This is a genomic window from Mycobacterium sp. E3305 (genome assembly GCF_001666785.1).
GTDB lineage: Bacteria > Actinomycetota > Actinomycetes > Mycobacteriales > Mycobacteriaceae > Mycobacterium.
In genome coordinates this window covers 1-14,230 of sequence record NZ_LZJA01000228.1, presented here as the reverse complement: position 1 = coordinate 14,230, position 14,230 = coordinate 1, and the positions used below count along the sequence as shown (strand labels likewise).

Below are 14,230 nucleotides of genomic sequence, written 5' to 3'. Positions count from 1 at the left end.
GCCACGGCATGTTCGTCAGCCTCGACAAGGTCAACACGTTCTAAAGGCAGGTCCGGATCGCTCGGCTGCGCCGTCCCACACCAGGTGGCCGTCGGGGCGGCGGCGAGCCCCGTCGGCGGGGCGGTGCGGGCGCAGCCGGCCGTCCGGCATCAGGTGTCGCACCGGGACGGCGCGGCCGAGCTCCGCCACGTCGGCGATCAGCCGCCGGTGGCAGCGCCACCAGACGCTCTCGCTGCACATCACCGCCGTGGTGCGCCGGGCGGCGTCGGCCAGGACCTCGTCGAGCGCCGCGCCGAACTCCGGCGTCCGGGTGTACGCGGCGTACGCCCGGAATGCGGCCACCGTCCACCAGGCGTCCGGCTCCGGTTCTCCCGCCGCGACGTGGCGCCGCCCGCCCAGGCGTGGCTCCCATCGGTACTCGATGCCGCGTTCGGGCAGCCAGCATTCCAGGGCCTCCCGCCGCACGTCCGGATTCGTCCGGCTGGCCGGATACCGCCGCACATCCACCACCAGCGCAACCCCGGCGCCGGCAAGCAAATCCGCCAGCCGCTCACGGTCGGCCGTCCCGTGCCCCACGGTCAGCAACGCCCGCCCCACCAGACCAGTCTCCGCTCGACAAGGATGGGTGCGGTGATCCTCGCCGTCGACCTGGGTAAGACGTCGTGCCGGGCTTCGGCATGCGGCCGTCGGGCTGAGGGGCCGGGCGCGCCCGGGCTCGCGGCGCCCGGCGGCGTGCGGGCCGCGGAGGCGGCGATCCTGACCGTGGCCGGCGATCTGGCGCGCGAGCTCGGAGCGGTCGACGAGGTGATCGTGGGCGCGGCCGGAGCGGAGGCGGCCCCGGACGCGGCGCGCGCGCTGGGCGATGCGCTGCTGACGTCGCTGCGCGCGGAGCGCGTCGCGGTGACCAGCGACGCCGTGACCGCGCACGCCGGCGCCCTGAGCGGACAGCCGGGCGTCGTGCTGATCGCGGGCACCGGCGTCGTGGCGCTCGCGATCGATGCGGATGGTCGGTGGCGGCGCGCCGACGGCTGGGGCCCGTGGCTGGGCGACGAGGGCGGCGGCGCGTGGATCGGCGCAGCCGGGCTGCGCGCGGCGCTGCGCGCCCACGACGGCCGCGGCCCGTCCACCACGCTGCTCGACGCCGCCCGCGCCCGCTTCGGCACCCCGGAGACCTGGCCCGCGCGGCTCACCGGCGCCGCCGCGCTCGCGTCCTTCGCACCCGACGTCCTCGCTGCGCGGGGCGACGCCGCCGCGTTGGCGATCGTCGAAGCGGCGGCCGGGGCGCTCGCCGCGACCGCCCGCGCGGTCGGCGATGGCCCGGTCGCGATGGTCGGCGGCCTGGCCGGGTTCGAAGCGCTTCACGCACGGCTCGACCTCGTCCCCGCCGCCGGCGACGCGCTCGACGGCGCGCTGCGACTGGGGGCGATCCACGAGCCGCACCTGCTCCGCGTGCGGCCGGAACCGAAATCCGCTGCGGTGCAAGGGCTCGACGCGCTGGCCACCGAAGCGGTCCGTCCGGGCCTGCACGACCTGGACGCCCGGCCCATCGGAGAAGTCGTCGCGCTGCTCGTCGACGCCGAAGGCGAGGCGCATGCCGCGGTGGCGGCGGCGGTCCCGCGGATCGCGGCGGCAGCCGGGGCGATCGCCGCGCGGCTCGAGCGTGGCGGCCGCCTGATCTACGCCGGTGCCGGCACGCCCGGGCGGCTCGGTGTGCTCGACGCGGCCGAGTGTGCGCCCACGTTCGGCACCGACCTGGTGCGCGGTGTGATCGCCGGCGGCCCGGCGGCGCTGACCGAGGCGATCGAGGGTGCGGAGGACGCGTTCGACCCCGCCGGTCTCGCCGACCTGAGCGCCGCCGACGCGCTTGTCGGGATCACCGCGTCGGGCCGCACCCCCTACGTGCTCGGGGCACTCGAGCATGCGCGCGCGGCGGGCGCGCTGACGGTCGCGATCGTCAACAACCCGCACAGCGAGGCGTCAGCCGACGTGGTGATCGAACTGTTGACCGGACCCGAGGTGCTGGCCGGCTCGACGCGGCTGACCGCGGGAACCGCCCAGAAGGTCGCGCTCAACGCGCTCTCGACGAGCGTGATGATCGCGCTCGGCAAGGCCTACGGGCCACGCATGGTAGACGTCCGCGCGACCAACGCGAAGCTGCGCCGCCGCGCGGTGCGGATCGTCCGCGACGCGGCCGGCGTCGACGAGAAAACCGCGACCGCCGCGCTCACCGCCGCCGGGGGTCACGCCAAGACCGCGATCGTCGCGCTGCTCGCAGGCGTCGACGCGACCGAGGCCGCCGCCCGGCTCGACCGGGCGCGGGGACGCGTGCGCGACGCGCTCGGCCGGAACTGAGGCGCAACGGCCCCGGGGCTCAGGGGCTTGGCAGGTGGCATCAGTACCATCGGTGCCGTGGCACGCAACGGCCCACCCGACGACTTCCACGAACAGGCGACCCGGCACGCCGACTATGGCGTCGCCGAGCAGCCCACCACCGGCGAACCCCCGGCGAACCCGCCCGACGGGTTTGACCAGCCCGAAGCGTTCGGCGACCTGGAAAGCGAACCCACCCCCTGGTACCGCAAGCCGCCGCTGCTCATCGCCTGGCTGGTGTTCGTCGTCATTCTGATCGGGCTGATCGTCTACGGCATCACCGAATTGCTGAGCGGCGGGCAGGGCACCACCAGCCCGACCCCGAGCACCAGCAGCACCAGCGCGACGACAACCACCACCACGACCGCGCCGACGACCACCACGACGACCACCCCGAGCACCAGCAGCGCGGTCGAGCCGCCGGCACAGCAGCCGACGGGGCAGCCCACGCGCCAGCCCAGCCAGCAGGAGCCGACGCATCGGCATCATCTGCCCCAGGTGCCGTCGGTGATCACGGTTCCGGGCGTGCCCACGGTGATCACGGTCCCGCCGGGGCTGCGCTGACCCCCTCGGCCGCTAGGGTGAGGACCACCGGGCGATCGGAAGTGGGGTGCGGGGAATGAGCGAGTCGCTCGGGCTGTCGATCGGGGCGGCCAACTTGGTGGCGGCCCGCGCGGGAAGGGCCCCGGTGGTCCGCAGCGCCGTGTTGACCCTCTTCGAGCACCGCCCCACCGAAGTTGGCCTGCCCGAGGAAAACCCGAACCTGACCGAAAACGGGATGGTGCTGCGCGGATTCGTCGAGCGCGTCGGCGACCGGACGCCCGTGGTGGCTGCCGACGGGACTAAGTACCTCGGCGAGGTGCTGACGGTCGAGGCGATCGAGGCCATGGCCCGCACCGTCGGCTACGGCACCCCGATCACCATCGCCGTGCCGGCGTACTGGTCCGACGCCCAGTTCACCGCGCTGCGCGAGGAGTTCTTCGCCCAGCCGGACCTCGCTCGCGGCGGGGTGGCCCCCGTGCTGGTGTCCGACGCCACCGCCGCGCTCGCCGCACTGCGCAGCCGGCCGGGATTCCCGACCGCCGGCATCGTCGCGCTGTGCGATTTCGGCGCCAGCGGCACCAGCATCACCCTGATGGACGCCGGATCCAACTTCGCCCGTATCGGCCCGTCGGTGCGCTACGCCGATTTCTCCGGCGACGGCATCGATCAACTGGTGCTCGGCCGCCTGCGGGCCTCCGATGACACCATGGCCGATCTGGGCAGCACCGTGCGGATCGGGTCGCAGAGCCGTCTGCTCGGCGAGTGCCGGCGCGCCAAGGAGCAACTGTCCACCGCCGCCACCGCCTCGGTCGCGGGCGGGCAGCTGACCCGCGCCGACCTCGAGCAACTGATCTCCGAACCGCTAGACCGATTCCTGAACGCCCTCGAGGAAGCGTTGCGCCGCAACGGGATTCCGAAATTGGCCACGATCGCGACGGTCGGCGGGGGCGCCGGCATTCCGCTGCTCACCGCGCGGTTGTCGGGGCGATTTTCGGTGCCGGTCCACACCGCGCCGCGGCCCGCGTTGAGCGCGGCCCTCGGCGCGGCGGCGCTCGGCGACCAGCAGGCGTCTGCGGGCGTCCCGACCGCCGCGGGTGCCGTTGTGGAAACCCCGACCGAGATGGTGGGCACCGGCGGAATCGACATGACCCAGGCCGCGTGGGCCGCCCAGGCGACCGACGTGGACGGTGCCCTGGCCTGGTCCCAGGACGCCGACGGCGCCGACGAGCCGGTGCCCTACACCGGGCGCGACGCCACCGGCGAGTATGCCGGTGCGGCAAGGACTTTCGACGATGACGCCGAAAGCCGCTACCCGGCCAAGGGCGGCGGGCTGCCCTGGTACAAGCGCACGGCGCTGGTCTTGACCGTCGCCGGCGCCGCGGCGGCGGTGCTGGTGGCCGTCCTGTTGGCGATCAACCTGGGGCTCACCAAGTCGAGCCCGGCGAAACCCACCGCCCCGAGCCAGCCGGCGCCCCCCCAAACGTCGCAAACCGTGACCATCACCGAGCCGAACGGCAGCACCACCGAGACGGTGCTGCCCCCGCCGCCGCCGCCGCCGCCGTCGTCCGAGCCGCCGCCGACCACCACCACGACGACCCCGCCGCCGACCACGACCACCACGACGGAAGCTCCGACGACGACGACCACCACCGCCGCGCCGACCACGACGTCGCAGGCGCCCACGACATCGCAGGCGACCACCACGGCCGCGCCCCCGACGACGACCCGCTTGCGGCCGCTGCTGCCGCCCTTCGTGCCCCAGCCCCGGCCCTGACGCGAGTGCCACAGGTCACGGCGACGAAGGTCACACCCGCCCAGGCACACTGACGAAGCAGGCCACGGGCGGCGGTCAGCCTCCAAGTTAGGGCAGCCTTTCTCGCGGCGGAAGCTGCGGAGATGTAACTATGAGCAGGGCTGAGCAGGCAAACAATTCGCAGGCTGAATCAACGATGCATTGGGGAGACGTTCAGTGACGACGCAGATGCTCATCAGACTGATAGTGGGCATGGGCATGACGCTGGTCGTGGCCGCACTCGCTGCCAAGCGGGTCCTGTGGCTGTTCAAGCTGATCACGTCCGGGAAGCCGGCACCGGGGCACACCGACGAACCCGGCAAGCGAATCTGGGCGGAGGTCTCCGAGGTCTTCGGGCAGCGCCGGCTGCTCAAGTGGTCGATCCCCGGCCTGGCCCACTTCTTCACCATGTGGGGCTTCTTCATCCTGCTCACGGTCTATATCGAGGCGTACGGCTTCCTGTTCCAGGAGAACTTCCACATCCCGATCATCGGGCGCTGGGACGCGCTGGGCTTCCTGCAGGACTTCTTCGCCACCGGCGTCTTCCTGGGCATCACCACCTTCGCGATCATCCGGTGGCGGACCGAGCCGAAGGAATACGGCCGCTCGTCCCGGTTCTACGGCTCCCACACCGGCGGCGCCTGGCTGGTGCTGTTCATGATCTTCAACGTCATCTGGACCTACGTGCTGGTCCGCGGGTCCGCGGTCAACAACGGCACGCTGCCCTACGGCAAGGGCGCCTTCCTGTCCCAGCTGTTCGGCGCCATTCTGCGTCCGCTCGGGCAGCCCGCCAACGAGATCATCGAGACGACGGCCCTGCTGCTGCACATCGCGGTCATGCTGGCGTTCCTGATCATCGTGCTGCACTCCAAGCACATGCACATCTTCACGGCGCCGATCAACGTCATCTTCAAGCGGCTGCCCAACGGGCTGGGGCCGCTGCTGCCGCTGGAACACGACGGCAAGCCGATCGACTTCGAAAACCCGCCCGACGACGCCGAATTCGGCCGCGGCAAGATCGAGGACTTCAGCTGGAAGGCCATGCTGGACTTCGCCACGTGTACCGAGTGCGGCCGCTGCCAGTCGCAGTGTCCGGCGTGGAACACAGGCAAGCCGCTGTCGCCCAAGCTCGTCATCATGGATCTGCGCGACCACTGGATGGCCAAGGCGCCCTACATCCTCGGCGACAAGGAGAGCCCCCTCGAGAACACGCCCGAGGGCGGGATCGGCGAGGAGCTGTCCGGCGAGAAGCACGCCGAGGCGCACCACGTTCCCGAGTCGGGCTTCGGCCGCGTGATGGGCTCCGGGCCCGAGCAGGCCACCCGGCCGCTGGTGGGCACCGAGGAACAGCGCGGCGTCATCGACCCCGACGTGCTGTGGTCCTGCGTGACCTGCGGCGCGTGCGTCGAGCAGTGCCCGGTGGACATCGAGCACGTCGACCACATCGTCGATATGCGCCGGTACCAGGTGATGATGGAGTCGGAGTTCCCGTCCGAGCTGTCGGTGCTGTTCAAGAACCTGGAGACCAAGGCCAACCCGTGGGGCCAGAATGCCGCCGACCGCACCAACTGGATCGACGAAGTGGACTTCGACGTCCCGGTCTACGGCGAAGACGTCGACAGCTTCGACGGCTACGAGTACCTGTTCTGGGTGGGCTGCGCCGGCGCCTACGACGACAAGGCCAAGAAGACCACCAAGGCCGTCGCCGAACTGCTCGCGATCGCCGGCGTGAAGTACCTGGTGCTGGGCACCGGCGAGACCTGCAACGGCGACTCCGCGCGCCGCTCGGGCAACGAGTTCCTCTTCCAGCAGCTGGCCGCCCAGGCCGTCGAGACGCTGGACGGGGTGTTCGAGGGCGTGGAGACCGTCGACCGCAAGATCGTCGTCACCTGCCCGCACTGCTTCAACACCCTGGGCCGCGAATACCGGCAGCTGGGGGCGAACTACTCGGTGCTGCACCACACCCAGCTGCTCAACCGGCTGATCCGCGACAACAAGCTGGTCCCCGTCACCCCGGTTTCTCAGGACATCACCTACCACGACCCGTGCTATCTGGGCCGGCACAACAAGGTGTACGAGGCGCCGCGCGAGCTGATCGGGGCCGCGGGGGCGACGCTCACCGAGATGCCGCGCCACGCCGAGCGCAGCTTCTGCTGTGGCGCCGGCGGCGCGCGGATGTGGATGGAAGAGCACATCGGCAAGCGCATCAACCACGAACGCGTCGACGAGGCCCTGGCCACCGGCGCGTCCACGATCGCGACCGGCTGCCCGTTCTGCCGGGTGATGGTCACCGACGGCGTCAACGACCGCTCCGAGGAGGCCGGCCGGACCGGGGTCGAGGTGCTCGACGTCGCGCAGGTGCTGCTCGGCTCCCTCGAATACGACAAGGAGACGCTGCCCGAGAAGGGCACCGCCGCAAAGGAAGCCGAGAAGCGGGCCGCCCAGGCGCCCAAGGCCACCGCGACGGTTGAGGCACCGGCCAAGGAGGAGGCGCCCGCCGAGGCGGCCCCGAAGTCCGAGGCCGCTGCTGCGGCGCCCGCCGCGCCCGCCAAGGGGCTCGGCATCGCCGGCGGCGCCAAGAAACCGGGCAAGAAGGCGGCCGAACCCGCCGGGGACGGCAAGGCCGAGGCGTCCGCGCCCGCCGCGCCCGCCAAGGGGCTGGGCATCGCCGGCGGCGCCAAGAAGCCGGGCGCCAAGAAGGCCGCGCCCGCGCAGGCCGAGGCCAAGGCGGGAGCGCCCGCGGAGTCCCCCGCGCCGGCCAAGGGGCTGGGCATCGCGGCGGGCGCCAAGCGCCCCGGCGCGAAGAAGGCCGCACCGGCCGCCGAGGCCCCCAAAGCCGAGGCACCGCAGGCGGAGGCTCAGCCGGCCGAGGCCGCCCCGAAGACCGAGGACAAGGCACCCGCGGCGCCGGTCAAGGGCCTGGGCATCGCGGCGGGCGCCAAGCGCCCCGGCGCGAAGAAGGCCGCGCCGGCCGCCGAGGCCCCCAAAGCCGAGGCGCCGAAGGCGGACGCCGAGCCCGCCCCGCAGGCCGAGGCCGAGCCCGCGCCCAAAGCGGAGCCGGCAAAGCAAACGGACGGCGAGCAAGAGCCGCCCGCGCAGCCGGTGAAGGGCCTGGGCATTGCCCGCGGCGCCCGGCCGCCGGGCAAGCGCTGATCCCCGACCTGTCGAGCGTGAAGCCACTGCGAAAAATCCGCGAAGATTTCGCAACAGCTTCACGCTCGGCGAGGGCTGTCGCGGCCGCACGGGCAAGCGCTGATCACGGTTTGACGCTTGACAGCAAATTTCGGTGGACAGTGGTGGCACCATTAAGGGCGTGACCACTCACCAGCTGCCCCTGCACGCCTCCGGCCATCACCGGCAGCGGGTCTTCGCGCAGTCGTCCAAGCTTCAGGACGTCCTGTACGAGATCCGCGGTCCGGTGCACGCGCAGGCCGCGCGGCTGGAGGCCGAGGGGCACCGCATCCTCAAGCTCAACATCGGCAACCCGGCGCCGTTCGGCTTCGAGGCCCCCGACGTGATCATGCGGGACATGATCCAGGCGCTGCCGTACGCGCAGGGCTACTCCGACTCGCAGGGCATCCTGCCCGCGCGCCGCGCGGTGGTCACCCGCTACGAGCTGGTCGAGGGCTTCCCCCGGTTCGACGTCGACGACGTGTACCTGGGCAACGGGGTCTCCGAGCTGATCACGATGACGCTGCAGGCCCTGCTGGACAACGGCGACGAAGTGTTGATCCCGTCCCCGGACTACCCGCTGTGGACGGCGTCGACGTCGCTGGCCGGCGGCACGCCCGTGCACTACCTGTGCGACGAGACGCAGGCGTGGCAGCCCGACATCGCCGACCTGGAGTCCAAGATCAGCGAGCGCACCAAGGCGCTGGTCATCATCAACCCGAACAACCCGACCGGCGCGGTGTACAGCCGCGAGGTCCTCACGCAGATGGTGGAGTTGGCGCGCAAGCACCAACTGCTGCTGCTCGCCGACGAGATCTACGACAAGATCCTGTACGACGACGCCACGCACATCAACGTGGCCTCGCTGGCACACGACATGCTGTGCCTCACGTTCAACGGGCTGTCCAAGGCCTACCGGGTCGCCGGCTACCGCGCGGGCTGGCTGGCGATCACCGGACCCAAGGACCACGCCGAGAGCTTCATCGAGGGCATCAACCTGCTGGCGAACATGCGGCTGTGCCCCAATGTGCCCGCCCAGCACGGGATTCAGGTGGCCCTCGGCGGCCACCAGAGCATCGAAGACTTGGTGCTGCCGGGCGGGCGGCTGCTCGAGCAGCGCGACGTCGCGTGGCAGAAACTCAACGAGATTCCCGGGGTGTCCTGCGTCAAGCCCGAGGGCGCGCTGTATGCCTTCCCCCGGCTGGACCCCGAGGTCTACGACATCACCGACGACGAACAGCTCGTCCTCGACCTGCTGTTGCAGGAGAAGATCCTGGTCACGCAGGGCACCGGATTCAATTGGCCGGCACCGGATCACCTGCGCATCGTCACGCTGCCGTGGTCCCGCGATCTCGCCGCCGCGATCGAGCGGCTGGGCAACTTCCTGGTCAGCTATCGCCAGTAAGCAACTTCGCAGCCGGCGCCTCTACGGTGGACCGGGTGACACACTCGCACTCGCACGGCCCGTCGGCTCCGGTCCAGGTTGAATCGCTGCCCGCGAGGATCGTCGTCGGGCTGTTGGTGGCGATCGGGGTGGCGGTGCTCGGCGGCGCCATCGCGCTGTGGCCCAGCCGCCAGCACGTCGACATCCCGATGCCGTTCCAGAACGCGGCCGGGGGTGCAGTGAGCACCCAGGCCGGGCACGTGCTGTCCAGCGGCATGGGCGACTGCGGCAGCCCGTCGGTCAGCCAGGTGCTCACCACCGCGCCGCAGCCGGCGCCGCCTGGCGCGGGCCGCTGTGTGCTGACGCTGGTGGCGATCGATTCCGGCCCCAACGCGGCGGCCAACACCCTGCTGGAGTCCTCCCCCGGCCCGGGCCAGCCCAAATTCGCGGTGGGAGACCATATTCGGCTCGTCCGGCAGGTCGACGACCAGGGCGCCACCAGTTACGCGTTCTACGACTTCGAACGCGGCTGGTCGCTGGTCGCCCTGGCCGTCGCGTTCGCGGTAGTGGTCGTCGCGGTGGCGCGGTGGCGGGGGCTGCTGGCGCTGGTGGGCATCGCGGTCGCTTTCGGGGTGCTGGTGGTGTTCGTGCTGCCAGCCCTGCGCGACGGCGCGCCCGCGGTCCCGGTGGCGCTGGTGGGCGCGGCCGCGATCCTCTATGCGGTCATCTATCTGGCCCACGGCGTGAGCCTGCGGACCAGCGCCGCGCTGCTGGGCACGCTGACGTCGCTGCTGCTGGCGGCTGGACTGTCCTGGGCCGCAATCCAACTGGCGCATCTGACCGGCTTGTCCGACGATCAGAACGCGACCGTCAGCGCGTATCTGGGCAACGTGTCGATCAGCGGCCTGCTGCTCGCCGGCTTCATCATCGGGTCGCTGGGTGTGCTCAACGACGTGACGGTGACCCAGGCCTCGACGGTGTTCGAGCTCGCCCACCTCGGCGGCTCACGACGCGCAATCTTCTTGGGCGCCATCCGAGTTGGCCGCGATCACATCGCCAGCACGGTGTACACGCTGGTGCTGGCCTACGCCGGGAGCTCGCTGCCGCTTCTGTTGCTGTTCAGCGTGGCCAACCGTTCGCTGACCGACGTGCTGACGGGCGAGAGCGTGGCCATCGAGATCGCCCGGTCCGCGGTGGGCGGCATCGCGCTGGCGTTGTCGGTGCCGCTGACGACGGCGATCGCCGCGGCGCTGGCCAAGCCTAGTGAAATCGGCTCCGCTCCAACAGATCCAGCAGGTAGCCGCCATAGCCGGACTTGAGCAGGGTGTTGGCTCGCTCGGCCAGCTGCTCGTCGGTGATCCAGCCCTGCTGCCACGCCACTTCCTCGGGGACGCTGACCTTCAGGCCTTGCCGTCGTTCCAGCGTCCGCACGAAGTCGCTGGCGTCCAGCAGGGAGTCGAACGTGCCGGTGTCGAGCCAGGCCGTTCCGCGGGCCATCACCTCGACCGACAGCTTGCCCCGGCTCAGATAGATCTGGTTGACCTCGGTGATCTCGTACTCGCCGCGCGCCGATTTCTTCAGACCCTTGGCGATCTCGATCACGTCGTTGTCGTAGAAATACAGACCCGGCACCGCGTAATTGGATTTCGGCGTCTGGGGTTTCTCTTCTAGCGACAGCGCCATGCCGTCGTCGCTGAACTCGACCACGCCGTACGCCGACGGGTTGGCCACCCAATACGCGAATACCGCTCCGCCACTGATGGTTTGGAAGCGGCTCAGGCTGGTGCCCAACCCGGGGCCGTAGAAGATGTTGTCCCCCAACACCAGAGCCACCGAGTCGGTGCCGATGTGGTCGGCGCCGAGGACGAACGCCTGGGCCAGGCCGTCGGGGCGTTCCTGCGTCACGTAGCTGATGCTGATCCCGAACTGCGAGCCGTCGCCCAGGAGCCGCTCGAAGCCCGCCGCGTCGTGCGGGGTGGTGATCACCAAGATGTCCCGGATCCCGGCCATCATCAGCGTGGACAGCGGATAGTAGACCATCGGCTTGTCGTACACCGGCAACAGCTGCTTGCTGATTCCCACGGTGATCGGGTGCAGGCGCGTGCCCGAGCCGCCGGCCAAAATAATGCCGCGCATGAGTGGCTCCCCTATTCCACTGCTTAGTTGACGAGGTCGGATTCGGTGAGTTCGGTGGCCGCCAGCGCCGACGCCAGGTCCTCGTGCCGGAACACGGACGTCACGTGGTCGTGCACCACCCGGAACGCCGACGCGGCGGACGTCACCGCCCCGGGGTCGTCCTGGGCGCTCACCTTCTGCTCGGCCACCACGACGCCGTCATGCACGTACATCCGGCCCAGCTCCGCCGTGCCGCGCGGGGAAGCGGCCCACCGGCGCAGCGCCTCATGCCCCTGCGCGGCCCCGTGCGCGTCACCGATCTCGATGTCATCGCTCGACAGGGCCACCAGGGTTTCCAGGTCGGACGCGTTGAGCGCGTCGTGCCATGCCAGGACGGTGGCGATCTCCGAAGTGGTCATGGTGTGCAAGTTACCGTGTGAGCCATCGCGCCGTGGCTAGAGCGGGGTACGGTCCAGCCAGTTCTGCCACACCGCCTCGTCGCCGAACAGCGAGATGCCCGCGTCGGCGAGCGGCACCCGGCGCAAGATGGCCAGCAGCAACTCGGTCGCCCCGCCCCGCAGCGCAGCGGTGCCCTTGCCATGCTCGTGCGCCCAGGTGATGCGGCCGGCGTCGACGCCGATCGTCCACTCGCCGGCCTCGCCGAGGCCGGGGTCGGTGGCGTGCAGGTGCAGGGTCTCGCCGTCCCCGAGCGGAAGCGGCGCCCCCTGCTCGCCGGCCTGGATCGCGACCCGCTCGAGCCATTCGGTGATCCCGTCGGCGGCGACGTCGGCGGCCAGCGTGAACTCCGCTCCCAGGGCGATGGCCGCATCGGCCCGGTGGACGGCCACCTCGTGCAGGCGGCGACGCATCCACCAGTTCGCCGGGCGCTGCCCGAGAAAGGTCCACACCGGGGTTTCCACGCCCGTCAGCTCGACCGCATCGACCAGCCGTTGTGCACCGCCCCGCAACCAGGAGGCCGCATCGGCCGGGTCGGGTGGCGGCTTGCCGCCGTCGACGGACCGGAAGTCGAGGAACTCCTGGAGCCGCTCGCGCACGATCTGTGCCGCCCAGCGGTCGCCGCGGCCAACGTGGCGCAGGAGCTGGTTGAGGTCCCACCCCGGGCAGGTCGGCACGGGCTTGGACTGGTCCGCATGGCGCAAAAGCTCCGAAAAAGCGCGGTTCTCTTCGAGGAATGCGCCGGCATAGTCCACGCGGGTCAGGCTACTCGGCGGCTTCGCGCCGCGCGTCACGCCAGCGTGGCATTCGCCGGTCGGCGCCACGCTGGCGTGACGCGCGGGGCCGGGACACCTCAGGGTCGCGGCGCGCCCAGCCGGAACACCCGCCAGCCCGCCTGCTTCCAGCGGGCGGCGTCGAGGCAGTTGCGGCCGTCGACGATGACCCGGGCCCGGACGCGGTCGGCCAGGTCGGCCGGATCGAGGTCGATGAACTGCCGCCACTCGGTGAGCACCAGCACCGCGTCGGCGCGGTCGCAGGCCTCCTCGACGGAGACCGCGTAGTTCAGCGTCGGGAACAGCCGCTGCGCGTTGTCCAGCGCCTTGGGGTCGTAGACGTTGACCGCGGCGCCGTTGAGCTGTAGCTGCCCGGCGACGTTGAGCGCGGGCGAGTCGCGCACATCGTCGGATTCGGGCTTGAACGCCGCGCCGAGGACGGCGATGTTCGCGCCCAGCAGCGAGCCGCCGCACGCGGCGCTGGCCAGCTCCACCATCCGGGTGCGCCGGCGCATGTTGATGCTGTCGACCTCGCGCAAGAACGTCAGCGCCTGGTCGGCGCCCAGTTCACCGGCGCGGGCCATGAAGGCGCGGATGTCCTTGGGCAGGCAGCCCCCGCCGAAACCCAGACCCGCGTTGAGGAATTGGCGTCCGATGCGGGGGTCGTAACCGAGCGCGTCGGCCAGCACGCTGACGTCGGCGCCGGCGGCCTCGCACACCTCGGAGATAGCGTTGATGAACGAAATCTTGGTCGCCAGAAAGGCATTAGCCGAAACCTTGACCAGCTCCGCGGTCTGCAGGTCGGTCACCAGGAACGGCACGCCGTCGGCGAGCAAGGGGCCATACAGCTCACGCACCGCCGTCTCGGCGCGCGTCGAATCCTGTTGCACGCCAAGCACGATGCGGTCCGGATGCAGCGTGTCGTGCACCGCATAGCCCTCGCGCAGGAATTCGGGGTTCCAGGCGATCTCGACGTCGACACCGTCCGGCGCCAGCGCGGCCGCGCGGTGGTTCAGTTCGGCGGCGGTCCCCACCGGAACGGTCGACTTCCCCACCAGCACCGACGATCTCGTCAGCCGCGGCACCAGCGCGTCGACGACGGCGTACACGTGGCGCAGGTCGGCGGCGTACTCGCCCTTCTTCTGCGGCGTGCCGACGCCGAGGAAGTGCACGTCGGCGAACTCGGCCGCCATGTCGTAGTCGGTGGTGAACCGCAGCCGCCCCGCCGCCAGGTTCTTGGTCAGCAGCTTGCGCAGCCCCGGCTCGTAGAACGGAATGTCACCGCCGGCGAGCTTGGCGACCTTGCCCGGGTCGATGTCGACCCCGATCACCTCGTGGCCCAGTTCCGCCATTCCGACGGCGTGGGTGGCGCCCAGATATCCGGTGCCGAAGACGGTGCATCGCATATAACCGGTGTAGGTCGCCGCGATGAGCTAACTGCATCGGCCCGCTGATCGGGAGGCAAACGGCAGATGACAGGTGGTGCTGAGGCTCCCGCCATCGGGCTAGCGGCGATCGCAAGCGCGGCGCAGCCGGGCGAAGCGGGTCGCCGTCATCGGGCTAGCGGCGATCGCAAGCGCGGCGCAGCCGGGCGAAGCGGGTCGCCGCCATCGGGCTAGTGGCGAT

11 protein-coding genes and 1 pseudogene are annotated in these 14,230 nt (G+C 71.0%); 7 read left to right on the top strand and 5 right to left on the bottom strand.

What is annotated here, in order from left to right; all coding sequences use genetic code 11:
- Positions 1-30: 30 nt before the first annotated feature.
- Entirely contained in the window at positions 31-597 is a 567-nt protein-coding gene (locus tag A5701_RS21330; RefSeq protein WP_067758471.1) for a DUF488 family protein, read from the bottom strand.
- A gap of 24 nt (positions 598-621) precedes the next feature.
- Here A5701_RS21330 and A5701_RS29405 point away from each other — a divergent pair.
- The 7 genes and pseudogenes from A5701_RS29405 to A5701_RS21300 all read left to right on the top strand — a co-directional run.
- Positions 622-1,359: pseudogene (locus A5701_RS29405) on the top strand (BadF/BadG/BcrA/BcrD ATPase family protein); the annotation flags it as partial.
- A 117-nt stretch (positions 1,360-1,476) separates the two neighbouring features.
- Positions 1,477-2,352 carry an N-acetylmuramic acid 6-phosphate etherase gene (gene murQ, locus A5701_RS29400; RefSeq protein WP_369807438.1) on the top strand — a complete coding sequence of 292 codons (876 nt, stop codon included), beginning with the start codon at positions 1,477-1,479 and terminating at the stop codon, positions 2,350-2,352.
- A 57-nt stretch (positions 2,353-2,409) separates the two neighbouring features.
- Entirely contained in the window at positions 2,410-2,934 is a 525-nt protein-coding gene (locus tag A5701_RS21320) for a hypothetical protein (protein WP_067758468.1), read from the top strand.
- 55 nt (positions 2,935-2,989) lie between these two features.
- Positions 2,990-4,687, top strand: coding sequence for an Hsp70 family protein (locus A5701_RS21315; protein ID WP_067758465.1), 1,698 nt, complete (start codon positions 2,990-2,992; stop codon positions 4,685-4,687).
- 195 nt (positions 4,688-4,882) lie between these two features.
- A complete protein-coding gene (locus A5701_RS21310) occupies positions 4,883-7,858 on the top strand; it encodes a (Fe-S)-binding protein (RefSeq protein ID WP_067758462.1) in 2,976 nt (991 codons plus the stop codon).
- A 133-nt stretch (positions 7,859-7,991) separates the two neighbouring features.
- Positions 7,992-9,281, top strand: a complete 1,290-nt coding sequence (locus A5701_RS21305; protein ID WP_067758456.1) for a pyridoxal phosphate-dependent aminotransferase — start codon at positions 7,992-7,994, stop codon at positions 9,279-9,281.
- A 35-nt stretch (positions 9,282-9,316) separates the two neighbouring features.
- The gene (locus A5701_RS21300) at positions 9,317-10,579 is read left to right on the top strand and encodes a YibE/F family protein (RefSeq protein ID WP_067758477.1); all 1,263 of its coding nucleotides are present in this window, start codon (positions 9,317-9,319) and stop codon (positions 10,577-10,579) included.
- Here A5701_RS21300 and rfbA read toward each other — a convergent pair.
- The 4 genes from rfbA to A5701_RS21280 all read right to left on the bottom strand — a co-directional run bounded on the left by rfbA (position 10,521) and on the right by A5701_RS21280 (position 14,010).
- A complete protein-coding gene (rfbA, locus tag A5701_RS21295; RefSeq protein WP_067758453.1) occupies positions 10,521-11,396 on the bottom strand; it encodes a glucose-1-phosphate thymidylyltransferase RfbA in 876 nt (291 codons plus the stop codon). The genes A5701_RS21300 and rfbA overlap by 59 nt on opposite strands.
- 23 nt (positions 11,397-11,419) lie before the next feature.
- Positions 11,420-11,794 carry a nuclear transport factor 2 family protein gene (locus A5701_RS21290; protein WP_067758450.1) on the bottom strand — a complete coding sequence of 125 codons (375 nt, stop codon included), beginning with the start codon at positions 11,792-11,794 and terminating at the stop codon, positions 11,420-11,422.
- Between the two features lie 36 nt (positions 11,795-11,830).
- Complete coding sequence (locus tag A5701_RS21285) at positions 11,831-12,586, bottom strand: maleylpyruvate isomerase family mycothiol-dependent enzyme (protein WP_067758474.1); 756 nt, start codon at positions 12,584-12,586, stop codon at positions 11,831-11,833.
- A 98-nt stretch (positions 12,587-12,684) separates the two neighbouring features.
- Positions 12,685-14,010 carry a UDP-glucose/GDP-mannose dehydrogenase family protein gene (locus A5701_RS21280; RefSeq protein WP_067758447.1) on the bottom strand — a complete coding sequence of 442 codons (1,326 nt, stop codon included), beginning with the start codon at positions 14,008-14,010 and terminating at the stop codon, positions 12,685-12,687.
- Between the last annotated feature and the right edge of the window lie 220 nt (positions 14,011-14,230).